The 24,897-nt window shown below is 47.3% G+C and carries 20 protein-coding genes; 3 read left to right on the forward strand and 17 right to left on the reverse strand.

The features are described 5' to 3' along the window. Positions 1-78: 78 nt before the first annotated feature. From ltrA to GZ78_RS17895, 10 genes are all read right to left on the reverse strand, one after another. Positions 79-1,437, reverse strand: a complete 1,359-nt coding sequence (gene ltrA, locus GZ78_RS17850; protein ID WP_034839018.1) for a group II intron reverse transcriptase/maturase — start codon at positions 1,435-1,437, stop codon at positions 79-81. Positions 1,438-2,112: 675 nt separating this feature from the next. Then, complete coding sequence (lnt, locus tag GZ78_RS17855; protein WP_034839021.1) at positions 2,113-3,675, reverse strand: apolipoprotein N-acyltransferase; 1,563 nt, start codon at positions 3,673-3,675, stop codon at positions 2,113-2,115. Positions 3,676-3,703: 28 nt separating this feature from the next. Then, entirely contained in the window at positions 3,704-3,925 is a 222-nt protein-coding gene (locus GZ78_RS17860) for a hypothetical protein (protein ID WP_034839023.1), read from the reverse strand. Positions 3,926-4,189: 264 nt separating this feature from the next. Further along, positions 4,190-5,029, reverse strand: a complete 840-nt coding sequence (locus GZ78_RS17865) for an HlyC/CorC family transporter (protein WP_034839026.1) — start codon at positions 5,027-5,029, stop codon at positions 4,190-4,192. Positions 5,030-5,091: 62 nt separating this feature from the next. After that, entirely contained in the window at positions 5,092-5,565 is a 474-nt protein-coding gene (gene ybeY, locus GZ78_RS17870; protein WP_034839033.1) for an rRNA maturation RNase YbeY, read from the reverse strand. Continuing rightward, positions 5,565-6,587: a PhoH family protein gene (locus tag GZ78_RS17875; protein WP_236631614.1), complete on the reverse strand. Its 1,023-nt coding sequence runs from the start codon at positions 6,585-6,587 to the stop codon at positions 5,565-5,567. Before GZ78_RS17875 ends, ybeY begins: the two co-directional genes overlap by 1 nt. Before the next feature lie 278 nt (positions 6,588-6,865). Next, positions 6,866-7,603, reverse strand: a complete 738-nt coding sequence (dapB, locus tag GZ78_RS17880; RefSeq protein ID WP_034839035.1) for a 4-hydroxy-tetrahydrodipicolinate reductase — start codon at positions 7,601-7,603, stop codon at positions 6,866-6,868. A 76-nt stretch (positions 7,604-7,679) separates the two neighbouring features. Further along, positions 7,680-9,263, reverse strand: coding sequence for a hypothetical protein (locus GZ78_RS17885; RefSeq protein WP_152558811.1), 1,584 nt, complete (start codon positions 9,261-9,263; stop codon positions 7,680-7,682). A 271-nt stretch (positions 9,264-9,534) separates the two neighbouring features. Continuing rightward, positions 9,535-10,890: a tRNA (N6-isopentenyl adenosine(37)-C2)-methylthiotransferase MiaB gene (gene miaB, locus GZ78_RS17890; protein WP_034839587.1), complete on the reverse strand. Its 1,356-nt coding sequence runs from the start codon at positions 10,888-10,890 to the stop codon at positions 9,535-9,537. 270 nt (positions 10,891-11,160) lie between these two features. Next, positions 11,161-12,336: a hypothetical protein gene (locus GZ78_RS17895; protein ID WP_034839039.1), complete on the reverse strand. Its 1,176-nt coding sequence runs from the start codon at positions 12,334-12,336 to the stop codon at positions 11,161-11,163. Positions 12,337-12,775: 439 nt separating this feature from the next. Here GZ78_RS17895 and GZ78_RS17900 point away from each other — a divergent pair, with 439 nt between their 5' ends. Beyond that, positions 12,776-13,087 carry a DUF1820 family protein gene (locus GZ78_RS17900; protein ID WP_034839040.1) on the forward strand — a complete coding sequence of 104 codons (312 nt, stop codon included), beginning with the start codon at positions 12,776-12,778 and terminating at the stop codon, positions 13,085-13,087. Between the two features lie 21 nt (positions 13,088-13,108). Here GZ78_RS17900 and GZ78_RS17905 read toward each other — a convergent pair whose 3' ends face one another. The 5 genes from GZ78_RS17905 to thiE all read right to left on the reverse strand — a co-directional run bounded on the left by GZ78_RS17905 (position 13,109) and on the right by thiE (position 18,388). Next, the gene (locus tag GZ78_RS17905; protein ID WP_034839043.1) at positions 13,109-13,675 is read right to left on the reverse strand and encodes a hypothetical protein; all 567 of its coding nucleotides are present in this window, start codon (positions 13,673-13,675) and stop codon (positions 13,109-13,111) included. A gap of 12 nt (positions 13,676-13,687) precedes the next feature. Continuing rightward, positions 13,688-15,712: a hypothetical protein gene (locus GZ78_RS17910; protein WP_034839046.1), complete on the reverse strand. Its 2,025-nt coding sequence runs from the start codon at positions 15,710-15,712 to the stop codon at positions 13,688-13,690. 86 nt (positions 15,713-15,798) lie between these two features. After that, complete coding sequence (locus GZ78_RS17915) at positions 15,799-16,446, reverse strand: hypothetical protein (protein ID WP_034839049.1); 648 nt, start codon at positions 16,444-16,446, stop codon at positions 15,799-15,801. A 13-nt stretch (positions 16,447-16,459) separates the two neighbouring features. Then, the gene (gene hemL, locus GZ78_RS17920) at positions 16,460-17,761 is read right to left on the reverse strand and encodes a glutamate-1-semialdehyde 2,1-aminomutase (protein ID WP_034839052.1); all 1,302 of its coding nucleotides are present in this window, start codon (positions 17,759-17,761) and stop codon (positions 16,460-16,462) included. A gap of 3 nt (positions 17,762-17,764) precedes the next feature. Continuing rightward, positions 17,765-18,388, reverse strand: a complete 624-nt coding sequence (thiE, locus tag GZ78_RS17925; protein ID WP_034839054.1) for a thiamine phosphate synthase — start codon at positions 18,386-18,388, stop codon at positions 17,765-17,767. A gap of 312 nt (positions 18,389-18,700) precedes the next feature. On the opposite strand from thiE, the gene GZ78_RS17930 reads away from it, so the two are divergent. Continuing rightward, on the forward strand, positions 18,701-19,609 hold the full coding sequence (locus GZ78_RS17930; RefSeq protein WP_034839057.1) for a hypothetical protein: 909 nt from the start codon (positions 18,701-18,703) through the stop codon (positions 19,607-19,609). On the opposite strand, the gene radA is transcribed toward GZ78_RS17930, so the two are convergent. Then, positions 19,602-20,975 (reverse strand): DNA repair protein RadA, encoded by a 1,374-nt coding sequence (gene radA, locus GZ78_RS17935; RefSeq protein WP_034839059.1) that lies wholly within the window; start codon positions 20,973-20,975, stop codon positions 19,602-19,604. The two genes, GZ78_RS17930 and radA, sit on opposite strands and share 8 nt — an antisense overlap. Positions 20,976-21,815: 840 nt before the next feature. On the opposite strand from radA, the gene GZ78_RS17940 reads away from it, so the two are divergent. After that, positions 21,816-23,102 (forward strand): dicarboxylate/amino acid:cation symporter, encoded by a 1,287-nt coding sequence (locus GZ78_RS17940; protein ID WP_034839064.1) that lies wholly within the window; start codon positions 21,816-21,818, stop codon positions 23,100-23,102. A 581-nt stretch (positions 23,103-23,683) separates the two neighbouring features. On the opposite strand, the gene hmpA is transcribed toward GZ78_RS17940, so the two are convergent. Beyond that, positions 23,684-24,886, reverse strand: a complete 1,203-nt coding sequence (hmpA, locus tag GZ78_RS17950; RefSeq protein WP_034839068.1) for an NO-inducible flavohemoprotein — start codon at positions 24,884-24,886, stop codon at positions 23,684-23,686. Between the last annotated feature and the right edge of the window lie 11 nt (positions 24,887-24,897).

The following is a 24,897-nucleotide window of genomic DNA, read 5'->3' on the forward strand; positions in this document are numbered from 1 at the left end:
AGGTGAGTAGACCGAGGGAACTTCCCCCTCAGCCTCTCGCAAAACGGAACGTGAACCTCTCGATTCATTCCGCTTCCATCAAGCAAACGTTCTTGCTGATCCGAATCGCCAATGGGCGAAGAGTCCGGGACATCGCAACGACAACTGATCAAACAGCCCTATCGCACGACTTTTGTGCCTCTTTAGCGTTTTGAATTTCCTTCTTGCCCAACGCACCAGAGTTTTATTGAAGTGCCTGAATACCGGATCAAGTGCTGAACGACGATACTGTCCATAATAACTTATCCACCCATGAAGGACCGGATTCAACCACCTTGCAAGTTCTTCCAAGCTATAGCCGGTCTTATGTCTAACCTTCAGCTCTCTAATTGTCCGCCTCATGTCTTTCATCGCAGCTTGGCTTACCGCAGGAGTAAAACTGACAAAGAATGTGTTATCCGACGCTCTTTTGCAGCGCCGTCGCCTGAAGGTATACCCCAGAAAATCAAAACTCATGTGAGCGGCATACTGCCCTTTTCTTTTGTCATCCTTGCAATACGCAATCTTTGTTTTCTCTGGATGTATTTCCAGTCCACATTCCTCAAAACGCCGTTTTATCTCTCTATGCAGATATTCTGCCTTGCCTTGGTTTCTAGCATGAATCAGACCATCATCAGCATATCGACACCATGGGTTCTCCGGAAACTGCTTTTGCATCCACTTATCGAACACGTAATGCAAAAACAGATTGGCCAATAACGGACTGACGACACCACCTTGTGGTGTCCCACGATTCCGCTCCAACACACTTCCGTTACCCTGCTGTAATGGCGCAACTAACCATCGCCTGATATAGAGTTTGATCCAGCTGAGATTCTGCCCAAGCACTTTCTCACCTATGGCAACATGCTTTTCAATAGCGATCATCAACAGGTCGTGTCGTATATTGTCAAACAGCCCTTTAATATCGAACTCCAGAACCCAGTCGTATTTCCAGCACCGCTGCCTTGTAACCCCAATGGCTTGAGTGGCTGATTTAGCCGGTCTGTAACCATAAGAGTCCTCAAGAAAACAAGGCTCTAACATAAGCTCCAGACGTTCTTTAACGACCATCTGTGCTATACGATCACTTATCGTTGGAATGCCCAGTATTCTCTCGCCGCCCGATTTCTTCGGTATACTGACTGCTTTCACCGGAGGTGGAAAATAAGAACCTGACGATAAGCGATTCCATATCTTGTATAGGTTGTTCTTCAGATCTTGCTCGAAGACCTCAATCGTTACACCATCAATACCAGCACCACCACGATTGGCTTTTACCTTCTCGTAAGCGGCATGCACATCCCATTTTGAAATCGCAAACTGTTTTGCCTGAGCGCATAACGTCCTCCTGTCACAAGGTGACAGTTGTGAAATGCCTTCAGGCTGCTTGACGCAACCCCTTCGCTCCACACTCATTACAAATGCTTCCTCACTACTACGAGTTGCTCCGCCCCAGTATCATGCATCGGTACTCTCAAGCTCATAATTTCAGTTATTCGCCTTTCTCCCTTAACATCATGATGACTGGTTCCCGTGGTTCCCGTGGTTCCCGTGGTTCCCGTGGTTCCCGTGGTTCCCATAAAGAGCCTAATACGCCGAACACCGCACACCCAGCATTCGGAATACGCCGGTGTACTTGTCCCGAGATAACGAAACGATCTCGGTTTTGATGTTAATGAAAGATTACGACGCGTCCACACAGGTTCGGAGTTACTCATCTCCTTACATCACACCTCGCCAGAATTTCATTCTGATTTTCCTTCAACGCTTCCGACCATCACTCTTAATAACAGCCGTTTGAAGGTGGTTTAAAACCGACTTCCGACAGCAGACTTTGGAGGACCTACCTCCATCTCTTCATGAGCTTATGCTCATTCACTGACTGTTTTCCTAACAGGCCAGCTTCAGTACCCACGGCACACTCTCATTAGACTTGCTATCGACTTTATACTGCCCGAGACTGATACCTGCTTCTGTGGACCANAAGCTGGAGCTTGGATATGTTTAACCGGACAGCAGTGACTGAATTTACTTAAATAGGTCAACTATTCGCACAAATTCAGTGAAAAAGCTGACTCGTTCTACTGAATTTTATGCTCGGACGCTATTCTCGGTCAGCCTCCTAGAGGCAGATCTTCTGGCGCTGAAACCTGCCACTACGATCATTAGCAGGCTCAAAAATATAACAGGCCAGGATCCAAGTAACATAAAGGGTGTATTGCCTTTCATCACTTCTGCGGTGCCTCTGAGAACGCCCGGCTTAAATCGTTCAATGCTTTCAATAACCTGACCTTTGTCGTCTATCAGGGCACTGATGCCGTCATTAGTAGCACGGATCATGTATCGACCTGTTTCCAGCGAACGCATACGAGCCATCTGAAAGTGCTGTTCTGGACCAATGGATTTGCCGAACCAGGTGTCATTACTGATGGTTATTAACAAACCACTGTCTTTTGCCTGGCGAGCAGCAAAATCAGGGTAAACTACTTCGTAACAAATATAGGTTGTGATCACTGCATTAGGGATGCGCAGTTTTTCCTGACTGCTATTTCCAGCGCTAAACGCAGACATGGGCAGATTAAAAAAGCTGATCAGGCCACGCAAAGTGGACTCAAGAGGCACATACTCGCCAAAAGGAACCAGTTTCTGCTTGTAGTAACGGCCCTCTCCCAGTCCCTTGGCTACTATGCCGTTGTAATATTTTTCGTCCACTAAAGAGTGAGTGCTTTTAGAACGTTCATCAATGGGTAACCCGAGAATCAGTGCGCTGTTATTTTCTGCGGCTTTTCTGTCAAGTCGGTTGAGAACTGATCTGGCCTGACTGTAGAAAAGAGGTATGGCATTCTCAGGCCAGATAATCAGTTCCTGACTCCACTCTTTTTCAGACAGGGTGTAGTAAGTGTTTAGCGTTTCCTGGACATAGTCAGGATCCCATTTCAAAAGCTGGGGAATATTACCCTGCACGGCACTGAAGCTGATTTCCCCAGTGGGTTGGGTCCACTGTATTTTTCCAAGCGGTACTGAGGCTATCCAAAACAACAAGGTGATGGAGAGGGCAATCAGTGGTGGGTTTCGTTTGGCTCTCTCTGTCACTATTGCTGCAGTCATTAATGCTGCGGTCGTCGCCATCAACAGGCTCAGTCCAAATACACCGACGACAGGTGCCCATGACTGAATGGGGGTGTCCAACAATGAATAGCCTTGAAGAAGCCATGGAAAGCCTGTCAAAAGCCAGCTGCGAACCCATTCAAAGAGAGTCCATAAGCCTGCGAAAAGGAGTGCCTGCTGCCAGGGAGTCTGAATGCTGAAGCGATTCTTTAATTTTGCATAAAGATAGAAAAGCGGCATGACCAACAGGCTGGCCAGGAGCATCACAAACAGAGCGGTCAGCAGACCTGCAAGAGGGACTGACGCTGCGCCAAAATTATGAATACTGACATAGACCCAGGAAGTCCCTGTGCCAAAGAGACCGAACCCAAATAACAGACCTCGAACTGTGGCTGTTTTTACGGTTTCACAGCGGGTAAGAGCAAAGCCTGCAGCAGTAGCAACAATCAGGGCAGGCCAGATGTTGAATGGGCTAAAGCCCAATGGAAACAGGCTTCCGGCCAACAGCGTAGCAAGGTGTCCATGGTAGAGCGTTTTTTTGTTCATAAAGTCATTACGCGAACGTCAGGTTTCCTCAGCGATGGCTGACCAGTGCAAGTCTGAGTCCAAAGCCGATCATCAATAATCCTCCCAGCCATTTCGCCAGACTCTGAACCATTGCGTTCTGACCTGCTTTTTTGGCAAGTTTTCCTGCCATAAAGACCAGTGAAACGTAATAGATGGCTGTCAGGATAGAGAAGGCGGTACCCAATACCAGTGAGGCGGTTAAATAAGCCAGCCATTGATCCAGAGTCATCAGGTTCTCACTATTCTAATACGGCATTCCAGAACAGGCAGAGCGGTACTGTGCACCGAATGGCGATGTCTGCTTTTGCTAAAAAATGGTCATGGAAGACAACACCTGTTTTCATGGCATATGAAGAAGGTGTTTGTAGAAGCCTGCCAGAGTTTATTTCGAAAAATTAGCCTGACAAGCCCCTGAAGGGTTAGAGTTTGAACCAGGAGCCCGCAGGACTCAAGACAATTTCATTCTCTAAATCTATGGTACAACCGTCGTCTTCTAGATTGAACTGACTCGCAGTAGCCTGATTCTTCGGCCATCGGAATTCAGAACATCAAAGCGGAACCCGTTAATTTCTACAAATTCATTTCGTTTGGGCATGTGTCCAAATTCTTGCAGGACAATACCGCCGATAGTATCGAACTCTTCATCACTGAACCGTGATTCAAAGTGTTCATTAAAGTCATCTATGGGAGTCAGGGCTTTGACAATAAAAGTCCGCGCCTGTTCCTCAACCGGTTTGATGAAACTGTCTTCATCAACATCGTGTTCGTCTTCTATATCGCCGACGATCTGTTCGAGAACGTCTTCGATAGTCACTAACCCTGCCACGCCACCAAACTCATCAATGACAATGGCCATATGATTTCGGTTGGTTCTGAATTCTTTAAGAAGAACATTCAGGCGTTTGCTCTCAGGAATAAAAGTGGCAGGACGAAGGTGATCCTTGATATTGAATTTGCCATTCTGAAGAATCAGGGGGAGGAGGTCCTTGGCCAGGAGAATACCGATAATCTCGTCTTTGGTATCGCCGATGACAGGAAAGCGGGAGTGGGCAGACTCAATAACTTTGGGTAGAAAATCCCTGGGCTCCTGGTCTTCATCTACACAGACCATTTGAGAGCGGGGGATCATAATTTCCCTGACTTGCATGTCAGCTACTTGAACAGCCCCTTCAATGATGCTGAGAGCTTCATGGTCAATAATACCCCTGAGCCCGGCATCGTTGAGCAGAGTCAGCAAGTCACTCCGGTTCTGAGGGTCCTGGCTGAAGAGGGCCGTCAGTTTGTCTTTCCAAGTGGATGCGGGCGAGTCGCCCGGCGCTGTGTCGTCGTTCATTACCTTGTATTACCGTGAGGGCCAGCTCATAGAAAACGTGAGTTGGCCAGTCTCTCCTGTGATTATGATCCGCTTTTTTCAGACTGGTACGGATCGGGAAAACCAAGATCTTGAAGAATCGTTGTTTCCAGCGATTCCATAGCCTCAGCTTCGTCATCTTCAATATGGTCATAACCCAGCAGGTGCAGTGTGCCATGAACCATCATGTGAGCCCAGTGCGCCTGAAGAGTTTTATCTTGCTCTCTGGCTTCACGTTCAACAACCGGAGCACAGATGACCAGGTCGCCAAGCAGTGGCAGATTCAGCGACTCAGGTAAATCAGATGGAAATGACAGAACGTTCGTTGGTCCTGTTTTCTGGCGCCATTGCTGGTTAAGCTCTGTCCCTTCTTCGATGTCAACAATTCGCAGACTGATCTCAGCTTCCTCACGGTGAGATCCTACGGCCGCCATGGCCCATTGCTGGAAATCTGTTTCCGAGGGGAGTGAAGAGCTCTCGCTGGCTATTTGTATGTCAACATACACGTCTGAAGACATTACTGACCCTCTGAAGACGACTTGTTTTGACCAGCCCGATCAAAACGATCATAGGCTTGAACAATTCTCTGGACAATCGGGTGTCGTACTACATCTTTAGCGCTGAACCAGGTAAAGCCAATGCCTTCAACACCTTTCAGGACATCAACGGAATGAGCCAGACCCGAACGGGTGCCTTTGGGCAAGTCGACCTGGGTAATATCCCCGGTAATCACCGCTGTTGATCCAAAGCCGATACGAGTCAGGAACATTTTCATCTGTTCGGGTGTGGTGTTCTGTGCTTCATCGAGAATAATGTATGAATTGTTCAGGGTGCGGCCACGCATATACGCCAGTGGTGCAACCTCAATGACATTTTTCTCGATCAGCTTGTCCACTCGCTCGAATCCAAGCATCTCATAAAGAGCATCGTAGAGCGGGCGCAGATAAGGGTCGATCTTCTGTGACAGGTCACCCGGAAGAAATCCCAGTTTTTCACCGGCTTCTACAGCGGGTCTGACCAGAAGGATTCGACGGATTTCTTCTTCTTCCAGAGCTTGAACCGCAGCAGCTACTGCCAGATAGGTTTTACCGGTACCTGCCGGGCCAATGCCAAAATTGATGTCATGGTCCAGTATGGAACGAACATATCTCTGCTGGTTCTCACCCCGTGGCGTAATTGTACCTTTTCGGGTACGCAGGGTAATCAGGTTGTCAGACTTGGGTTCGTGAACCCATTCAACGGCTGACTCCTGAAGGTAAAGGTGAACGATCTCAGCAGTCAGGTGATCTGTTTTACCCGTTTCCCTGTACAAGCGCTTGAGTATCTCAGTCGCAGCCTGAGCGTTTTTGTCTTCGCCCTTGACCGTGAACTGGTTACCACGATAACGGATATCAACGCCAAGGCGCTGTTCTATCTGTTTGAGATGCTGGTTGAATTGTCCGCAAAGCTCTGCGAATCGACGCGGGTCGTCCGGTTCCAGGAGGAATTGGCAGGTTTTGCCTGCATTTTTTGTCTGTGGTGCTTGGATCTGGGTATTCAAGTCGAGAGTTCAGCTCTTACTGCGATACATATAGTTAAGCATACACTGTAGTCTGATTCTTGCCGTACTTTATTGACTATGGACGACACTTAAAAAGTGTTCATAGATAGAAAATGAAGGGAGAATCAAACTAAAGCAGGCCTGATTTTACCGAAGGTTTTAACAATGTCATCTGTTAAATAACTTCAGCCTTTGTTAATGATGAAATGCAGTCCACGGGTTCTGCAGGTATTTTCATACTTCAGAGTGAACTGCAGTTTCAGATCATGGTTTTTTGATCAGAGTATATGCTCCAGACCGTAAACCAGTTCAGCCTTGTCATGGATGTATTCACTGGCCATCAGGATACCAGGCATATAGCTGGTACGTTCAATGGAGTCATGGCGGATTGTCATGTACTGGCCACTGTCACCCAGAATGACTTCCTGTGATGCAACAAAGCCGGGCATACGCACTGCGTGAAGTTTGATGCCTTTGTAGTCTCCGCCTCTGGAGCCTTCAATGTTGGCAACCTGATCATTAGTACCAATATTGAATTTTTCACGCTCTTCACTCATGAGTTCAGCGGTTTTTACTGCTGTACCAGAAGGGAAGTCGACTTTTTGCTGATGATGGTACTCAATGATTTCAGCGTATTCATAATAACGGGCGGCCTGCTTGGCAAATTGCTGCATCAGAACGTTACCCACAATAAAATTGGGGGCAATGAAGCAACCCTTGCCGGTCTCTTTGATCCAGCCTTTGATAGTGTCCAGATCTTCAGGGGTAAAGCCGGTTGTACCGACTACGGCAGATGCACCTGAGAACAGGGTGCTCTTTACCGTTTCCATGCGGACTTCCGGACGGGTGAAGTCGACCACAATATCGGCAGAGTTGTTTTTGACTTCTGCTGCCAGGTCGTCTCCCAGGTCAATAGCCGCGGCCAGTTCCAGGCTGCTGTGGTTTTGAACAAACTCGACGACTGTCTGTCCCATTTTGCCCTTGGCTCCGTTCACAGCGACTCTCAAAACTGACATGGTATGCTCCGTTGCAATTGGGTTATCAGGAGCTGACTCTAACGAATCTCATTGGGCTGTCAATAGTCAGTGTCTATCATGCAACGGGAGCTGAAAGGCAGTTGGTGGGTGGTTTAACGCCTTTGGGATAAATGATGTAGCCAGCATTTTCTTCATATTCTGAAATTTGAGTGATGAGTCTTAGTTTAGGTGTTTTAGTGGATAAATCCTGAATATAAACATCAAAGGGCTGGTGATTTTGAAGGTAATGAATGACGGTTGCTTTAGTCATTGTTTTTGATTGTTCATCCAGAATAAATTCTCCCCAGTGATGAGTTTTATCCAAGGAATAGAGGGCTTCCATCGTGGTTGATGATAATGTTTTTATATAGGTGTTTAGAGCATCAGCTGTTTGGTCACAGAGATTCCCGGTCGCTCCAAGAATTGCGTATTCAAGTGCTCTGATATTTAAAATGTGTTGATGTAAAGTTTCTTTATTGGACGTGGTATCAAGAGCGGAAAGATCAAGAGAATAAAGCAGATCAGAGGCGCTCTCCGGTGTCTTTAAGCCATTTACGAGCAGGGATGACATTAGGCCAAAAATCAGAAGAGTTTGAATAGTATTAGGATAACAGCCGTTGATCAATGTTTCATAGTCAATCATCGCGAGCTGTTCTGGTTTGTCAGATAACGTAATTGGACCATCAGGGTTGTCATTTGGAGAGAGGTCAAACGCAGCCCCCCACTGTTTATGAGTAATAATGGAGTCGAGCTCTTTTTTATTGAGTGAGTTTAACGACGCAGAAAGTAGCACCTGTATTTGGTGAGTAAATGGCCCGTGGGTAAGGTTCCCAGAGGCTGGGTGATCAAGGAACATGGTTTGTTTGAAAATTTCATCGGCAATTATTGGCTCAACATACCCAATAAATAGTGGTGTCTGGTTAAAATTAAAGGGCAGGTTGGCTGCTTTTGCACTAGCGGTAAAAGTAGATCGTAGTATGGGTAACCAATCTATGTCAGGGAGAGACTCTTCTCGACAGGGGATCGGATCACTGAATTTGCATACTGATTCGACTTTTTCTACAGAGTAGTCCTTTTTTTCTACCCATCCATGTTTATCCAGATAGTCAGTAAATGATTCAAATTGTGTGTCTTGTTTATCTTCCAGAATCTCAGACTTCTTTGCTGTAACCGGTAGTGGCTTCTGCAAAAAACAAGTATCAATACCAGAAGTTTCGAGGTGTTGTCTGATCAAAGATCCCAACTCTGAAAAGAACTTTGGTAATCGACGGAGATCTAATAAAGGTGAAGAAATTGCTTCAGTGACCTCAGGGTAGCTTGGGATTGTGGCGTTCATTGCTTTGGTTTTGGAGACATTTTCTTGCGTTGCCGAGTAGTAAGCAGATAGAGGTAACAGGATCTCCGGGCACCAGAACAGATCTCTTGTTTGCTTATCACAAACGACTTCTTTAAAGTTGAATACACGAAGAGAAGCCTTGGAATGTGCCGTTACTCGTTCTGCTATTTTTACGGATTTCTTGGCAAAATCAGCAATCAGAGAGTCTGGTAGCATCTTTTGGAATGAAGTAACGACGTCAGGCCTGATGCGAGAAGATACTTCGTCAGATTGGTAAAGGGCCTGAGTCTGAAACCCTGATGTGTGTTGCGTTGCGTCCAGCATTGAAAAGTCTCCAAAGTCCTTAGGAATAGTCTCGGAATAACTTCCGGGTTTCCGTCATTCCCGCGAAGGTGGGAATTCATCACTAACAGTGGATCCCCGTCTTCGCGGGAATGACGAGTTGGAACTGAAGAGTCGGGAAGTTATTTCGGGACTATTCCTTAGTCAACTTATAAAGAGAAAGGTTCCTTAATGGTTCAATCAGGCTGGTTAGTATGGTTAACAAAAAAACCAACTCATACGGTGGGCTTTTTGTTAACCAGAAAGGTGGGGATCAGATAACAACACCTAACTCGGAGTCTATCAGTGAGCCACGCAAGCTGTGAGGGAACGCCTCAACAACTTCGACATCGGCAAATCGACCAATGAGTCTCGGTTCTGCACACTTGAAGTTAACTACACGGTTGCATTCTGTTCTTCCGCTCAGCTCACCAGGGTCTTTCTTGGAGTAACCTGTCACCAAAATCTTCTGGGTGGTTCCCACCAGACGGCGGCTGATCTGCATGGCCTGCTGATTGATACGATCCTGCAGTATTTTAAGGCGCTGCTTTTTTGTTGAATCAGAAACATCATCTGGCATGTCAGAAGCGGGAGTTCCGGGACGCTTGCTGTATATGAAGCTGAAAGATGCATCGAAACCAATTTCGTTAATCAGGTTCATGGTGTCTTCAAAGTCTTCATCGGTTTCACCCGGAAAGCCAACGATAAAATCAGAGGACAAACTCAGGTTGGGGCGATGTTCTCTCAGTTGACGGATCTTTTCCCGATACATCTCCACTTCATGATTACGTTTCATCATGGAGAGAATACGGTTGGAGCCAGCCTGGACGGGCAAGTGCAGATGACTCACGAGCTCAGGAACTTCAGCGTACACATCGATCAGGCTCTGAGAGAACTCTTTCGGGTGGGAGGTCGTGAAACGAATACGATCAATACCATCAATAGCAGCAACAATAGTAATCAGTTCCGCCAGATCACAAAGAGTTCCATCGTCTTTATCACCCTGATAGGCGTTAACGTTTTGCCCAAGCAGGTTGATTTCACGTACCCCTTTTTCTGCCAGACCCACGCACTCTGCAATCACGTCATCCATAGGGCGGCTGACTTCCTCACCACGAGTGTAAGGGACAATACAGAATGTACAGTATTTGCTGCAGCCTTCCATGATGGAAACAAATGCCGTAGGGCCTTCTACAGAGGGCTCGGGAAGACGGTCGAATTTTTCAATCTCGGGGAATGTGACGTCTACGACAGGAATATGATTACTTTGGGTCGCGTCGATCATTTCTGGCAGTCGGTGCAGGGTTTGTGGTCCAAATACCACGTCTACCTGAGGAGCCCTTTTACGGATGGCTTCTCCTTCCTGGCTGGCGACACAGCCACCCACACCAATCACCAGGTCGGGATTGGCGTCTTTGAGTTTTTTCCAGCGGCCTAACTGGTGAAACAGCTTTTCCTGGGCTTTTTCCCTTACAGAACAGGTGTTCACCAACACAACATCGGCTTCTTCCGGGTTGTCTGTCAACTCCAGGGTATGGGTTTCTCCGAGCAGGTCAGCCATTCGAGCTGAGTCGTACTCGTTCATCTGGCAACCGTGGGTCTTGATATAAAGCTTTTTTGTTGGGCTCATGCTTTCGCTTTCTGGGCTCAAGTCTGTCTTGGTCATTTCAGACGGCAAAACCGGATTCCTGTCTGCTGTTTAACGGGTCTGAGGCTTAGAAGCCATGATATTCAGGCTTCAGGTGACTCAGAATAGCAAAACCAGTTAGGAGGCTGGCCGAGTCATGTGTTCGGTCAGTCTCCTGATGTAAAAGGTCGTCATTATAACGGCAGTGATCACCGGAAGGTAGTGAGCAATATTTCTGACCCTGTATGCAGGGATTACGTGATCTTAATAGGACTACAGTTCATTCTTTAGTCCAGTCTTGGGAGTGTAGTCATGCTTTAGTGTCATTTTTACAACCCCTTGTTTCATGGGAATGTAAGTGTCTGTGTGGGTTCTTTGGAGGCGAATAGTATCCAGCAGATCGTCGGCATTCATCCGTTCCAGAGCATCGTAGAAGTCTGGCTCCTCAGATGATGAACGGTTTCTGAGGTCACCAAGTGCTGTCTGGATTTGTCCTATTTCAGGGTGGCTGGCACTGGCCAGCTGTAATCCCAAACCGACAGCCTTGCTAAGAATCTTGCCAATCAACCTGAAAGGAATTTCCCAGTCATTTTCGAGCAGGGTCAGCTGCACAGAGTCTGCATTCAGCCAGATGATCAGCTCTGTTTTGCCTTGATTGAAGCCTTTTTCTTTTGCCCATGGAATTTCAATGGTGTCTTCGCGAATGGGCTGGTCTCCATTGTAATAAGTAATATGTGCATAGATTTCGGGTTTGCTGAAATATTCACCGACTTTTTGCAGATCCAGTTCCAATAAATAAGCCCGTTCGGGCAAACGTTTGGAAGCCGCCGTTTTTGGATCGAAGACAGGTTTGTAATGAATGACTGGAGTACTTAATCGAGCAGGACGATGAACCAGTAAAATGACATCTTTGTCGAGATCGTCCACATTGATCTCTGTGAATACGCATCTCTTGTCGTAGCAGGTATCCTTGCTGGTTACTTTTACTTTTCGGGGCTGGTCGGTTTTTTTTGGCAGGAGAAAGCCTATATAGGGGTTATCCGTTGCTTTCACTTTACGGTAGCGCAGCTTCATTAATGCGTCTTTGTTGCGTTTACCATGGTGAAAACAGTCTGCTATTCTGTCGAGCTTTTCTATCTGGTCAGTGAAACCGTGCAAAATGGTTTTAGGTACACTGGGATAACGTTTTTCTATGATGCCAGGAAAGCTTTGTAGGGGAAGGTCTCCTATCTCATCCAGCAGAGCAGGGTCGGTAGCCAGCTCGCGAATCTGATCAAGGTGCTCTGAAGGCTTCATGGTACCGATGAAGCTTTCTTTCATGTCCATAAACGTTTGTGTCTGCTTATCCATTGGCAGAGTGGAGATGTCCTGGCATTCTTTTACGGCATGTGCAGAAGGAAAAATGAAAAACAGCAATAGGGTGATGATCAGAGGAGGACGTATATTCATGGCGGGCCCGGGAATGTTTGCGGAACAAATATGCAATGAGTTGTAAGAACGGTAGGTGACATATACCCATCGCCTTTCAAGATGCTACGTTGTTGCCAGCGTTCGCTCACCCTGATCACCTACTACTTGTAGGCTCACAGGGCTTCGCTCACTCGTCGCCTGGTAGCATCTTGAAATCCAATGGGTATAGAGTAATTAGATAAAGTCGTCGAATCTGTCAAAGTCCGTTGTGAAATATCGGAATCAGTCGGTATCAACTGTGGTATGTCATCCCTCTATCCTCGTTTTTCGTTAGCTCATGGCCGTTCAGATTGTGGTATGCTAGCCGCCTTTTTTATTACATGCCCGAAACAGCCAGGGCGGCCAAACTCATGTTCGTCGCTATGGGCAATGAAAGGTTTTTCATTAAAAGTTACGGTGTTACAGGTGTTTGGAGTCAATGTCGAAATCCCAGGTTTTTCGCGTTATTTTTCAGAATGAATCTGAAGTCTTTGAAGTTTATGCTCGACAGATTTTTCAGAGTGAACTCTGGGGATTTATTGAAGTGGAAGAGTTTGCTTTTGGTGAGCGAAGTCAGCTGCTGGTGGATCCTAGTGAAGAAAAACTGAAAAGCACTTTTGAAGGAGTTAAACGAAGCTATATTCCACTGACGTCTATTATTCGCATTGATGAAGTAGAGAAAGAAGGGTCTGCCAAGGTTTCTGAAGCCAAGGGTAGTAACGTTAAGCCGTTCCCGATGCCTCCTGCATAAATCTTTCTGTCTGAGCCCTGATCAGTGCATTCTTTTTGCCAGCCAGTTGCTGGCATCCAACAGGGCGTCCTCAGCGTCTTTCCAGTCAATAGGATGCCCCGGCCTGGGCTGAATCCCCCAGAAGGGGTGTCGATAGGTGGGGCGCACAATAACCAGTCGACTCTCTTCAGCCATTTGACCTTTCTCTTTGGCTTGTGCTGTCGCCACCGCAATGATGGCCATCAGGTCATACTGGTCAGATAGACTTTCTTCCAGTTCCGGATTGGATGGACTGATCATCTGGCTCTGGTGGAAAAAGGCAATATCCTCTTCAACCAGGTAGAAGTGGGTGGCAGAGGATTCCTGGCCATGCCCATCAATGCCAATCATCACGTAACTTTGAGGGTTGCCGTATTCTACTTCTTCAAGGAACCAACCCAGACTCCAGGGGCCAGGTGTGTTGGTCCGGGATGTGAAGTAGTTGGTATCTTGTGGCCTGAAGAGTTTCTCTGAGATGCCTTTGGGTATGGGAGGCATTGGCAGGCCTGCATCCCGTATCAGATGTCTGGCAGCTTCAAACTGTTCGGGTGTGGTCATGGGTTCATTCATTACTGTCACCTTTTATAAGCTTGAAGGCGTTCTGGGCTTAGGTTTTTTGGGTGTCAGTTGAGATGCTGACTCAGTGGTTCGAAGGGCTGGAATGGCATTGAGATAGGCGCTCTGACTGCCGTGACGTTTTATGAAGTCAATAGCGCTCAGTGGCGGTTGGGTTTTGCTTTTCCAAGTCTCCCAGTCATCGACGACCAGTCCTTGTTCTTCCAGAACTTCAGCGTGCTCTTTGAGTTCTTCCAGACGGCTGATGGTGGCTTTAATTTCTGAGGGTTCAAGCAATCCGGTCAATCTTGCGGTTATGTCATCTACGGTTATGGCATTGAGTTTATTCAGGACTTCCCGGTCTATGAGAGCGGGCGGACCAGGCCACGGAGATAACCAGCCCGAGGCACCTGCTCTTACCTCGGAGCGGTCGATCGATGACTGTCCTGGATAAAATGAATGATCATTGTCGACCAGGGTGACCTGACCCGTTGAAGGATCTATCAGATAATTTCCGGTATTTCTGTCCTGCTGACCACAAAAACAATCCAACCACTCGGCACTGTTAAGGTTCTTGGCGATTTCTGCTGCTACTTTCGGATTTTCCTTTGAGTCAAAGGGAATATCTTTGGCACTACCATTTCTGGCGGTGAAAGGCTGCTTTCCCTTAGCAACATCCATCAGAAGCCCGACCTTGCCGTTGTGAACGGTCAATTCTGTTTTCGGTAACAGTTTCAGTCCAAGAGCATCCTGAAGGCTCTGGCTGGCGAGGTTTCTTGCGGCAAACCTGGGTCGCTGGCTATTCAGATAACTGCCTTTAGCGGTGTGGTCTTTAAAGTGACTGGTATCCACAGCGTCTTCAGATTTGAAGACCTTTTCTATTGTTTCTGAGCCTTCTTCAAAACTGAGTTTAGTGACAGTATGAGCTTTGCCTGATCCCAGAGCTTCTTCTGATTTGGCTGCTTTGCCCTGATATTCACTCAAATGCTGGGTCACATCATGAGTGAGGTCGTATCCGAGTCGCTTGAATTCAGTAGCGGCCTGCCAGTCCAGTTTTTCTCCAGCCGCACTGGCTCCGTCTTGTCTCAGAACCTGAAGTACCAGAGAGCGTTCACTGTTCAGTTGCTGGCGCATATCTTTCAGTATCTCTACTTCTTCCTCAGGAAAGTAGTGAACGCCGGTTTTGAAAATAGTATCTATTCTCTGCATACCTTCTTCGAGTGAATCGATCATTTTCTTGCCCTGCGCTTTGATTGAGGCATCGTCAGCAGGCAGTTTTTCAGTCAATTTTTCCTGGTGTCCTTTGACGATGTCATTCAGGCGCTGGTAATCAAAAGATTTACGTTTGGCAACGGCTGAGTCCAGAGTATTCGGGAAGCGTTCTGAGCGGCCAAGCTCTCGCTTAGAAAGAGTTTCCAGCTGGCCTACCTGGTCCTCTGACATATGAAATCGTTCGGTCACTCTGGACTGGTCAATCTGTTTGCAAACGGCCTCATCCTGATAAATATGGGCAAAAACCGGCTTGGCAGGCTGGGGAGGCGGTGCTGGAGGATGTTGGTATATCGGTGGGAAATTAAAGGGTGTCTGAGGAAAAGTCAGAGGTTGTTGTAGCTGCAATACCCCAAGGCCCGGTACCTGAAGTTGAAAAGGATTTCCTTGATAGGGCTGTGGCTGAAAATGTTGAACGCGGGTGTGCGGAGTATTGCTGGAGACTGTCGTGTTGGGGTTATTTGTCCAGACATTCAGGTTCGGACTGTTGGTGTATACCTGATAGTTTTGCCCGCCTGCTCGAACATTGGCATTGTATTGGTATTTGGGAGGAGTGGACTTGATTGAAAAGAAGTCTTTGAAGCTTTTTTTGACTTTGGCTTTACGACTTTCTTTTGACGGATCAGACAGTTTTTTTTCCACCTTATCGCCATCAAGAGCAGTGACTGCATGGCGGTCAAGCTTGCCTTTCTGTGGGTCTTTGAGCTGACTGAGCCCTGATGTATGAGATGGGGCTGGCTGAGAGGAGTTTACGACTCCAGTGGATGAAGGAGGATTGGCCACGTTTGCTTCCCTGCAAATGTTCTGAATACCAAGCAGTATAGAACCCGTATCCCTTGTGTATGCTGTGCAATGGGAGGTGTGGCCGTTTATTCCTGATTTGTGCCCGCTTGTTCAGTCATCTTGTTCTGATTCTTCAACAACATGAATAAACCGGTACCCAACAGCAGGCTTCCCAAGGCAATCATATATCGAAAAAGGTTAACTCTGAGGTACCCACCCAGGGTGCCTTCATTACCGATGACCAGCCCGCCAATAAAGAAGCTGATAAAAGCAATGAGCAATAATCCTTTGGGGCCCGATTCAACCTGAGCTTTGAGAACCCTGTAAAGAGCGATCAGCAGGCTGATTGCCAGCAGTGCATCTCTGTAGAGTGTTTCAACTCCGTACCAACGGGTGATTTCATAAGCCAGACACAGTCCAAGAATCATCCTCCCCCAAGCGGGTTTACTCCACTCTCTGTTGGACAGTAGCAGCGCAATCGCTGTGCCGATGAGAGGAGGTGAGAGATAAGTGGCGGCATTGTTTAAAAAGAGATAAACATCTGTCCAGATATCTGAAAACCCGAACTTCAAGGTGCCCGCTACCGCTGCCAGAGCAATCAGCAGAAAGCCCAGAAGTGCCCCCTTGGTGGCCGTTCTGTGAATTTGGGCGAATGCCTGTTGCTGGCAGAGCAGAAAGACAGCGAAGGCGCTGGCAGCTGCCAGCACCGCATCCGAAAGAGCCAATGAACTCATAGTGTAAAAAGTGTTACCTCATGGAAAGCTTTTGGAAAGCACGATCTGCAGCTTCTATGGTTTTCTGGATCTCCAGATCGCCATGGGCGTCAGAAATAAAGCCGGCTTCAAACGCAGACGGTGCCAGATAGATTCCTTCGTCCAGCATGGCATGGAAGAAACGGCCATAAAATTCGCCATCACAAGTCATCACCTGATCAAAACGGTCGACACGTGGCTGATCGGTAAAGAACAGGCCAAACATGGCTCCAACCTGAGAAGTTTGCAGGGAGATTCCGTGCTCTGACGCTTTCTCTTTAAAACCTGTCAGCAGTTTTGCTGCTTTTTCGGTGAGTTCTGCGTGGAAGCCGGGACGACTCAGATTCTTCAGGGTCGCCAGACCTGCCGCCATAGCCAGAGGGTTACCTGACAGGGTGCCTGCCTGATAAACCGGCCCCAGAGGAGCCAAGTGTTCCATGACGTCTTTTCGTCCACCAAAAGCACCTACTGGCAGGCCACCACCGATAATTTTGCCTAATGTGGTCAGATCAGGCTTAACGCCATAGTGAGCTTGTGCTCCGCCCAGAGAAACACGGAATCCAGTCATCACTTCATCAAAAATTAACAGAGCGCCGTGTTCGTCACACACCTCTCTCAGGCCTTCGAGGAAGCCTTTGACGGGAGGGATGCAGTTCATGTTACCTGCTACCGGCTCAACGATAATGCAGGCGACTTCATTGCCTACCTCTGAAAATGCCTGTTTGACGGATTCCAGATCATTGTAAGTCAGGGTGATGGTACTTTCTGCCAGAGCCTCAGGAACGCCTGGGGAGCTAGGAACACCCAGGGTCAGTGCGCCGGAGCCAGCTTTAACCAGCAATGAGTCAGAATGACCGTGGTAATTGCCTTCAAACTTCACAATCTTGTCACGGTGGGTAAAGCCACGCGCCAGACGAATAGCGCTCATGGTTGCTTCGGTACCCGAGTTCACCATTCTGAGCAGTTCCATGGATGGAAAAATCTCACGGACTTTCAGAGCCAGTTCCGTCTCCAGAGCGGTTGGCGCACCAAAACTCAGACCGTCCAGAGCTTGATCGCGAACGGCGCTGACGACGTCGGGGTGGTTATGACCAAGAATCATGGGTCCCCAGGAACCTACGTAGTCAATCAGGCTATTACCGTCGACATCCTGAACATAGGCCCCTTTGGCACTTTTAAAGAAGACCGGTTTGCCTCCTACCCCCTTGAATGCTCTTACCGGTGAGTTTACACCTCCCGGAATAACAGTCTGGGCTTCAGTAAACAGAGTGCTTGAGCGTTCATGGGATAGGGACATGATCTATTCCTGATTAAACAATTCAGTAAAGTGACGGGCACGACTCTGGATATCTGTGGAAGCAAACAGGCTATGGACCACTGCGACCATATCAACACCCGCTTCAATAAGTTGTGAGGCATTATCCACAGTAATCCCACCAATGGCTACAACAGGGACTTTGAAGGCCTCTTTGGCAGAAGGTAAAAGTGACAGTTCGGCGGGCTTGGCATCGGGTTTGGTGCGAGAAGGAAAGAATCGTCCAAAGGCAATGTAATTGGCTCCTTCATCCACAGCCATCTGAGCCTGATCGAGAGAGCCTTCACAGCTGACACCAATGATGGCGTATTCTCCCAGTCTTTTACGGGCGGATGCTACAGATTCATCCTGTTGCCCCAGGTGTACACCGTCCGCTTCTGATTCGGCTGCCAGTTCAATGTCGTCATTAATAAGAAAAAGAGCACCGTATTTATGGCAGAGTACTCGCAGAGTACTGGCCTGACGTAGCCGTTTGTTGTGATCCAGACTTTTGTCCCGGTACTGTAGTACTTTCATGCCTCCCATCAAAGCCTGTTCAACCGCTTCCATCAGAATACGATCGTCAGGGAGAAGCTGGCTGTCGGTTACACCGTAAAGACCTTTGAGCATGTTTTGACCTGATTTCAAAAGTAGCTATGAGCGAAGAAAAGCATTTTGCGTCACCCTTAAACATGAAAAACATGAAAAACATGAAAAACATGAAAAACATGAAAAACATGAAAAACATGAAAAACATGAAAAATGACTCAGCAAAGTGTTTTTCACAAACAACGTGGCCGCGAAGTATAACAGCATGAATGCTGACCCGGATAATTCATAAAAACTGCATCTATCTTTAAAGCAGGAAAACATAAAATTCTGTCTGGCTTTTGAGAGCCTGGAAGGGAATTCAGGAGAGTAAGAAGCAATGAGTGATTAGAAATGTGCAGACCTCTGGTTTATTTCATAACTTATCTATTCGGCATGCTGCTGACTTTCAAGGTTTTGGCACTGAATATTCTGAATAGTCAATTCAAAATGAAAGTCACTGAAAAGGAGCATTATTCGGTATCCCTGACTCAGGAAGCTGAAGGGTTTATGGTGGCTATTGTTCCAGAAAGTGGTAATGAGGGCTTTCAAGCTCCGTTTTCCGGTCATTTGAATTTTCTCAGTTCACACGGATTATCGCTTTCATACGGAGTATCAGGCAGGAAGCTGATCTACATATACAGGGTAATAGGGGGGGGCGTTGTGGCAAGGATCTCCTACAACCTTCCTGAGCAGGTATTGGCAGGAGGTTTTCATCTTCTGGTTCAAACAGAGATGATTGCAGGTCAGCAGATTCTTGATCCGCTTCAGCCCGATATACTAGTGGCAAATGCTGGAATGATTACCGGGACTTTACCTGCTCCTTATATCGTTACAGCAATGATAGATGTGTCGGGAGATTTCCAGCTGAATTTCCCAGAGCAACCTCTGGAGTCAGAAGAACTTGATGAAGGGGGGTTGATTGTACAGCAGATCCATCACGTAGAGCATATACACCTCACTCAAGGTCCTGGTGGCGGTTCTGCCATCACGGGTGTAACGATGAATCATGGACAACCCGGTCAGGCGGTCAGCACCGACTTAACGTTAGGTGATTTTGCGAATGAAAGCTTGCAGCATCATTTTCAGACAATAGTTCCCGGATTTGTTGCAATTCCGGCACAAAGAAACCATTGGCAGGATGCTCCAATGATTAGCAGGCACCTGCTTGATGCCTTGAGAGCAGCAGAAGTGCAGCTCTCATTTTCCATCGTGGTCACTGTATATATGCTGTGGTTGCTTTCTGTTGCAGGGCTTAAATAGCCTCAAGAGCCTCAGACAGTTTATGAACACCGACTACGGTTAAACCTTCAATAGGTTTTCTGGGCTTGTTTGCTGTAGGCACTATTGCTCTTCTGAAACCATGTTTAGCCGCTTCAATCAAACGCTCTTGCCCGTTGGCGACGGGTCTGATTTCGCCGGCAAGACCCACTTCTCCAAAGGCAAAGAGATCCTGAGGCAGGGCACTGTCACGCAGACTGGAGACAACCGCCAGCAGGCTTGCAAGGTCTGCACTGGTTTCTGTGACTTTGACTCCTCCCACCACATTAAGAAAGACATCCTGGTCACTGGTGAAAATACCGCCATGTCGAGTGAGTATTGCAAGCAGCATAGCCAGCCTGTTTTGGTCCAGACCCACTGTGACACGTCTTGGGTTGCCTAGCTGAGAATCCACGACCAGAGCCTGAATTTCGACCAGCAGAGGACGCGTACCCTCCCAGAGAACACTGATAATGCTGCCAGAAGTTGGTTCTGGGGTTCGGGACAGGAAAATGGCCGAAGGATTTTTGACTTCTTTCATCCCTCTCTCGGTCATGGCAAAAATGCCCAGCTCATTAACCTGACCAAATCGGTTCTTAGTCGCGCGCATCACTCTGAAACGAGAGTCGTCGGTGTTCCCAAGCATGATCTGAGTGTCGATAATATGCGACAGGGTCATGGGACCAGCCAGAGAATTATCTTTGGTGACATGACCTACCAGTAACAAAACGGTTCCCGTCTGTTTGGCATATCGGGTCAGGAAGGCTGCAGACTCCTTAACCTGGGCAACCCCTCCGGGCGCTGCATCCACTCCGTTCATATACATGACCTGAATGGAGTCGATAACAATAATCCCCGGTTTCTCCTGTTCAGCGACGGCCACAATATTTTCGGCGGATGTTTCTGCCAGCATTTTCAGGCGATCGGTAGGCAGACCAAGGCGTTTGGCTCGAGCGGCAATCTGTTGAAGAGATTCTTCTCCGGAGACATACAGGGCATTCATACTTTGGGCTACATGACACAGCACCTGAAGCAATATGGTGCTCTTACCTGCACCAGGATGGCCGCCAATGAGAACCGCACTGCCTTTAACAAACCCACCACCGAGAACACGATCGAATTCTGACGTACCACTGCTGAATCGGGGAGCCTCTGCAACATCGACTTCATTCAGGGTTTGAAGACCACTGAGCGTGCCAGCAAAACCGGACTTATTGGTAGCACCGATGGAAGGAGAAGCAGCAGGCCCCAGATTAACTTCTTTGAACGTATTCCAAGCTTTGCAGTCTGGGCATTGCCCCTGCCATTTGGCGGACTCGCTGCCACATTCTGTGCAGACATAGGCTTTTCTGGATTTTGCTTTGGCCATTAGAACGTTTCAGACAAAACCCTATGGTAGCTTGTAGGCGTGTGAGCTCCAAATGTTCTGCAAAAACTTAATCAACAAAAGAGGCTTTATAGTTTGTGTCGATGTTAGAAAGAAGGTGGTCGATGCAGGTCAACAGAGAGTTGTATAAATGGTTTCTTTGATCATGCGAAGCCATTTGGCAGCTCAAGGAAAATCAATAATAAATGACACTGCACTATTTAACAGAATTGAAGGGGACAAATTAACAGAATTGAAGGGGACAAAAAAAGCTTTGATCGTTCTAATGATTTATACATTTTAATTCAACGAAATTGCTTTGATTTTTAGTAGAATCCGAGAGGTTGTTTCGATAACTACCTGTTAGTGAAAATAGTATCTATTGTGTTCTTTGCTGATCAGGCCGTTAATTTGGAGTGTATAATGCATTCAGATTAAGTTTTGCTGAACGTCTCTACTTATAAGGTGTGTAGAAAAAAATAAGGAATTTTCACATTTCTTTAAAATTGACGCAGATCAACACTCTGTTTTTCGTTGATTGCAATGTTTCACAAATGTTGTCATTTTTCGCTCCGTCGTAAATAAGGGTAGTGGATCAATTTGATTCAGCAGTAGTTTGTTTCAAGTCTTTCTTACACGCTACCCATCAGTCAAGTCGATAATATTAATCAGCCAGTTATGTAATAACCACTAGTTGAGAGGGTGTTTAATATTGAAAACATTCCTGTCCAGGGTATTTGACGAATCATAACCCAGTTATCTCACAGGTTTTTATTTAGCGCCTGTTGGTTAAAGTCTGCCCCTCATTACTGACTGCATTAAAGCTTTCTATCTGGAGAGAATATGAGATCAAAGGATCAGAAAAACGGTCTTTATCAGAAGTGGAAGAATATTCCCCTCTGGAAGAAAATCATGACAGGCATGGTGCTGGGTCTGGCCACCGGTTTCACCATGGGCCCTGACGCAGTTATGTTCAAGCCTTTGGGCGACCTGTTTCTTAATGCCATCAAAATGCTTATTGTGCCTCTGGTCTTCTGCTCACTGGTGAGTGGTGTGACTTCGATGAACGACTCCAGCAAAATGGGGCGTGTAGCACTGAAGAGTATTGCTCTGTATCTGACTACCGGTGCAGTTGCGATCACTATTGGTCTGTTGATTGGTAATTTCTTTGCTCCGGGTGAAGGCTTGAATCTGGTGGCACCTGTTGTCAACGAAGTTAAAGATTCCCCTTCCATGATTGATACCCTGGTAGCGACGATTCCTGCTAACCCAATCATGTCTATGGCGAATGGCGAAATTCTGCAGATTATCGTATTTGCCCTGTTTGTCGGTATTGCTATCAGCACGCTGGGCAAGAAAGCCGAGCCCATGCAGAAGCTGATCGAGTCCGGTGCTGAAATCATGTACCAGCTGACCGGCATTGTTATGAGCTTTGCGCCATTCGGTATTTTTGGTTTGATGGCAGCTGTAGCCGGGCAGAACGGTATTGATGTATTGCTGCCATTGGCTAAGGTGATTGGATCGGTATACTTTGGTTGTGCTTTCCTGGTTTATGGCCTTTACAGCATCTTCCTGAAAGCCAATGGCCTGAGCCCACGCAAATTCCTGAAAGCGACCATGAACGTACAGACGGTTTCTTTCAGTACTTCAAGCAGCTCCGGTACTCTGCCTGTTAGCCTGCAGACCGGTGAGAAAAAACTGGGTTTGTCCAAGAGCATTTGCAGTTTTGTGATGCCTCTGGGAGCTACTGTCAATATGAATGGTACGGCTCTGTATCAGGGTGTGTGTGCCCTGTTTATTGCTCAGGCCTACGGTATTGACCTGACCATGGCTAACTATGCCACCATCATCTTCACATCTACTCTTGCTGCTGTGGGTACAGCCGGTGTGCCAGGCGCAGGTCTGATCATGCTGAGTCTGGTACTGACCAGTGTTGGGCTGCCTATTGAGGGTGTCGCGTTGATTGCTGCAATCGATCGTATTCTGGATATGGCCAGAACCTGGGTCAATGTGCAGGGTGATATGATGGTAACCAGCGTCATTGCCAAGAGTGAAGGCGAGCTGGATAAGACTATCTATGACGATGAAACAGCAGGCGAAGGCCTGAAACCTCAGGTAGCCACTGCCTGATTTTATTTACGACGCCGGGCTGCTCAGGCCCGGCGTTGTATAAGCATCCTGCTGAAGATGATGAACCCTGATATTCAGCTGACATTTACCATTTGTAAAAACAATACTGGTTTTTCTTAATACTGGCTTTTCTTAATAGTGGCCGGTTTCTATCATGTCCTTTTAACGTCTGGAGCATCTCCTCTTCCTGTTGGACCCGTTTCAAGAGCGGGGAGTCTGCAACTCTCTGTTCCAGCTCGGTTGTTAATTCCTGGGTAATATCCTTGTTCGTAGGCAGGTTGTGCAGCTCCATAAAAGCAAGTCGTCGCTTTATTTCCGGGTGTGGACTGTTTTTTATCAACCTGAGTCAGGTCGGAAAAAACCTTGAAACAGTTCCAACTTTTTCTTTTTTACCGTAAAAACGGCTTCAACAATATCCGACTGGGAGAAAATTGATCTTTTGCGTAGTCATCCTGTCAGGCGTCCAGAAGTGGCAAATCAATCGGCTTCCGATGGGCGTGGTTTGATAGCAGAGAGTAAAAGAAGGAGGCAACATAAAAGAGTCAAAAGGAGAGAGCCACGGGGGCTCTCTCCGGAAGGTTTTAGATGTCCTTATGAGGACCAAATACTTCGTAGTGAATATTTTCTGATGGCACACCCCAGCCCTGGAGTGTTTCGTTGACCATAGTCATGTAACCCAGAGGACCACAGAAATAATAATGAGCGCCAGGGATTTCGATTTCTTCACGAATCAGGCTCAAGTCTGTACGGCCAACGTGATCATAATCCTGATCGCTTTCTGCAGGCTTATCGTAGAAGACAACCTTTTCAACATTGTCACACTTTTCGGCCAGAGCATTTACATGATCTGAAAATGCATGAACACTGCCGTTCATCGCACTGTGAACAAAGCGGATAGGCTCTGATTTATTCAGGGCTGTCAGAGTATTCAGCATGCTGAGTACGGGAGTAACGCCCACTCCACCGCTGAGCAGTACTACAGGGCTATCATTGTTGGTATCCAGGAAGAAGTCACCGGCAGGAGGGCTCAGTTCTACCACATCACCTTCCTGTGCATGGTCATGTAGATAGTTAGAGATCATACCCAGAGTATCGCCAGCGCCTTCACGTTTTACAGAGATTCTGTAGCTGTTGCCGTTAGCTGCATCAGACAAACTGTACTGGCGGATACAACGGTTCTCACTGTTTTCAGGAGTAATGTAAATACCAATGTATTGTCCTGGCTTGAAATCAGCAACAGGTTTTCCGTCAACAGGTTCAAAATAGAAAGATGTAATCAGCTCACTCTCTTTTACTTTACTGGCTACCCTGAATTCACGGGTACCACGCCAGCCACCTTGATGGCTCTCGCTCTCTTTATAAATGCCTTCTTCTACTTCGATGAAGATGCTGGCCAGGAACTGATAGGCCTCTCCCCATGCATCAATAATCTCATCGGTCGCCGCATCACCCAAAACGTGAGCGACTGCTGCCAGCAAGTTTTCACCAACGATAGGGTAGTGTTCAGGTTTTACATTGAAACTGGCGTGTTTATGAGCGATACGCTGAACGGCCTCGCTCAACGCTCCGAGATCATCAATATGAGCAGCATAGCCATAAACAGCAGCTGCCAGAGCGGCCTGTTGACGCCCCGTCTTCTGATTGGTCGCATTAAAGATATTCAGCAGTTCAGGATTGTTGTTGAACATACGCTGGTAGAAGTAACGGGTGATCGCCTCACCATGTTCAGCCAACACTGGGGCAGTGGCTTTGACGATACTGATTGTCTTTTCACTCAGGCTCATGGGGGGATGAC

Source organism: Endozoicomonas numazuensis, from assembly GCF_000722635.1.
Lineage (GTDB): Bacteria > Pseudomonadota > Gammaproteobacteria > Pseudomonadales > Endozoicomonadaceae > Endozoicomonas_A > Endozoicomonas_A numazuensis.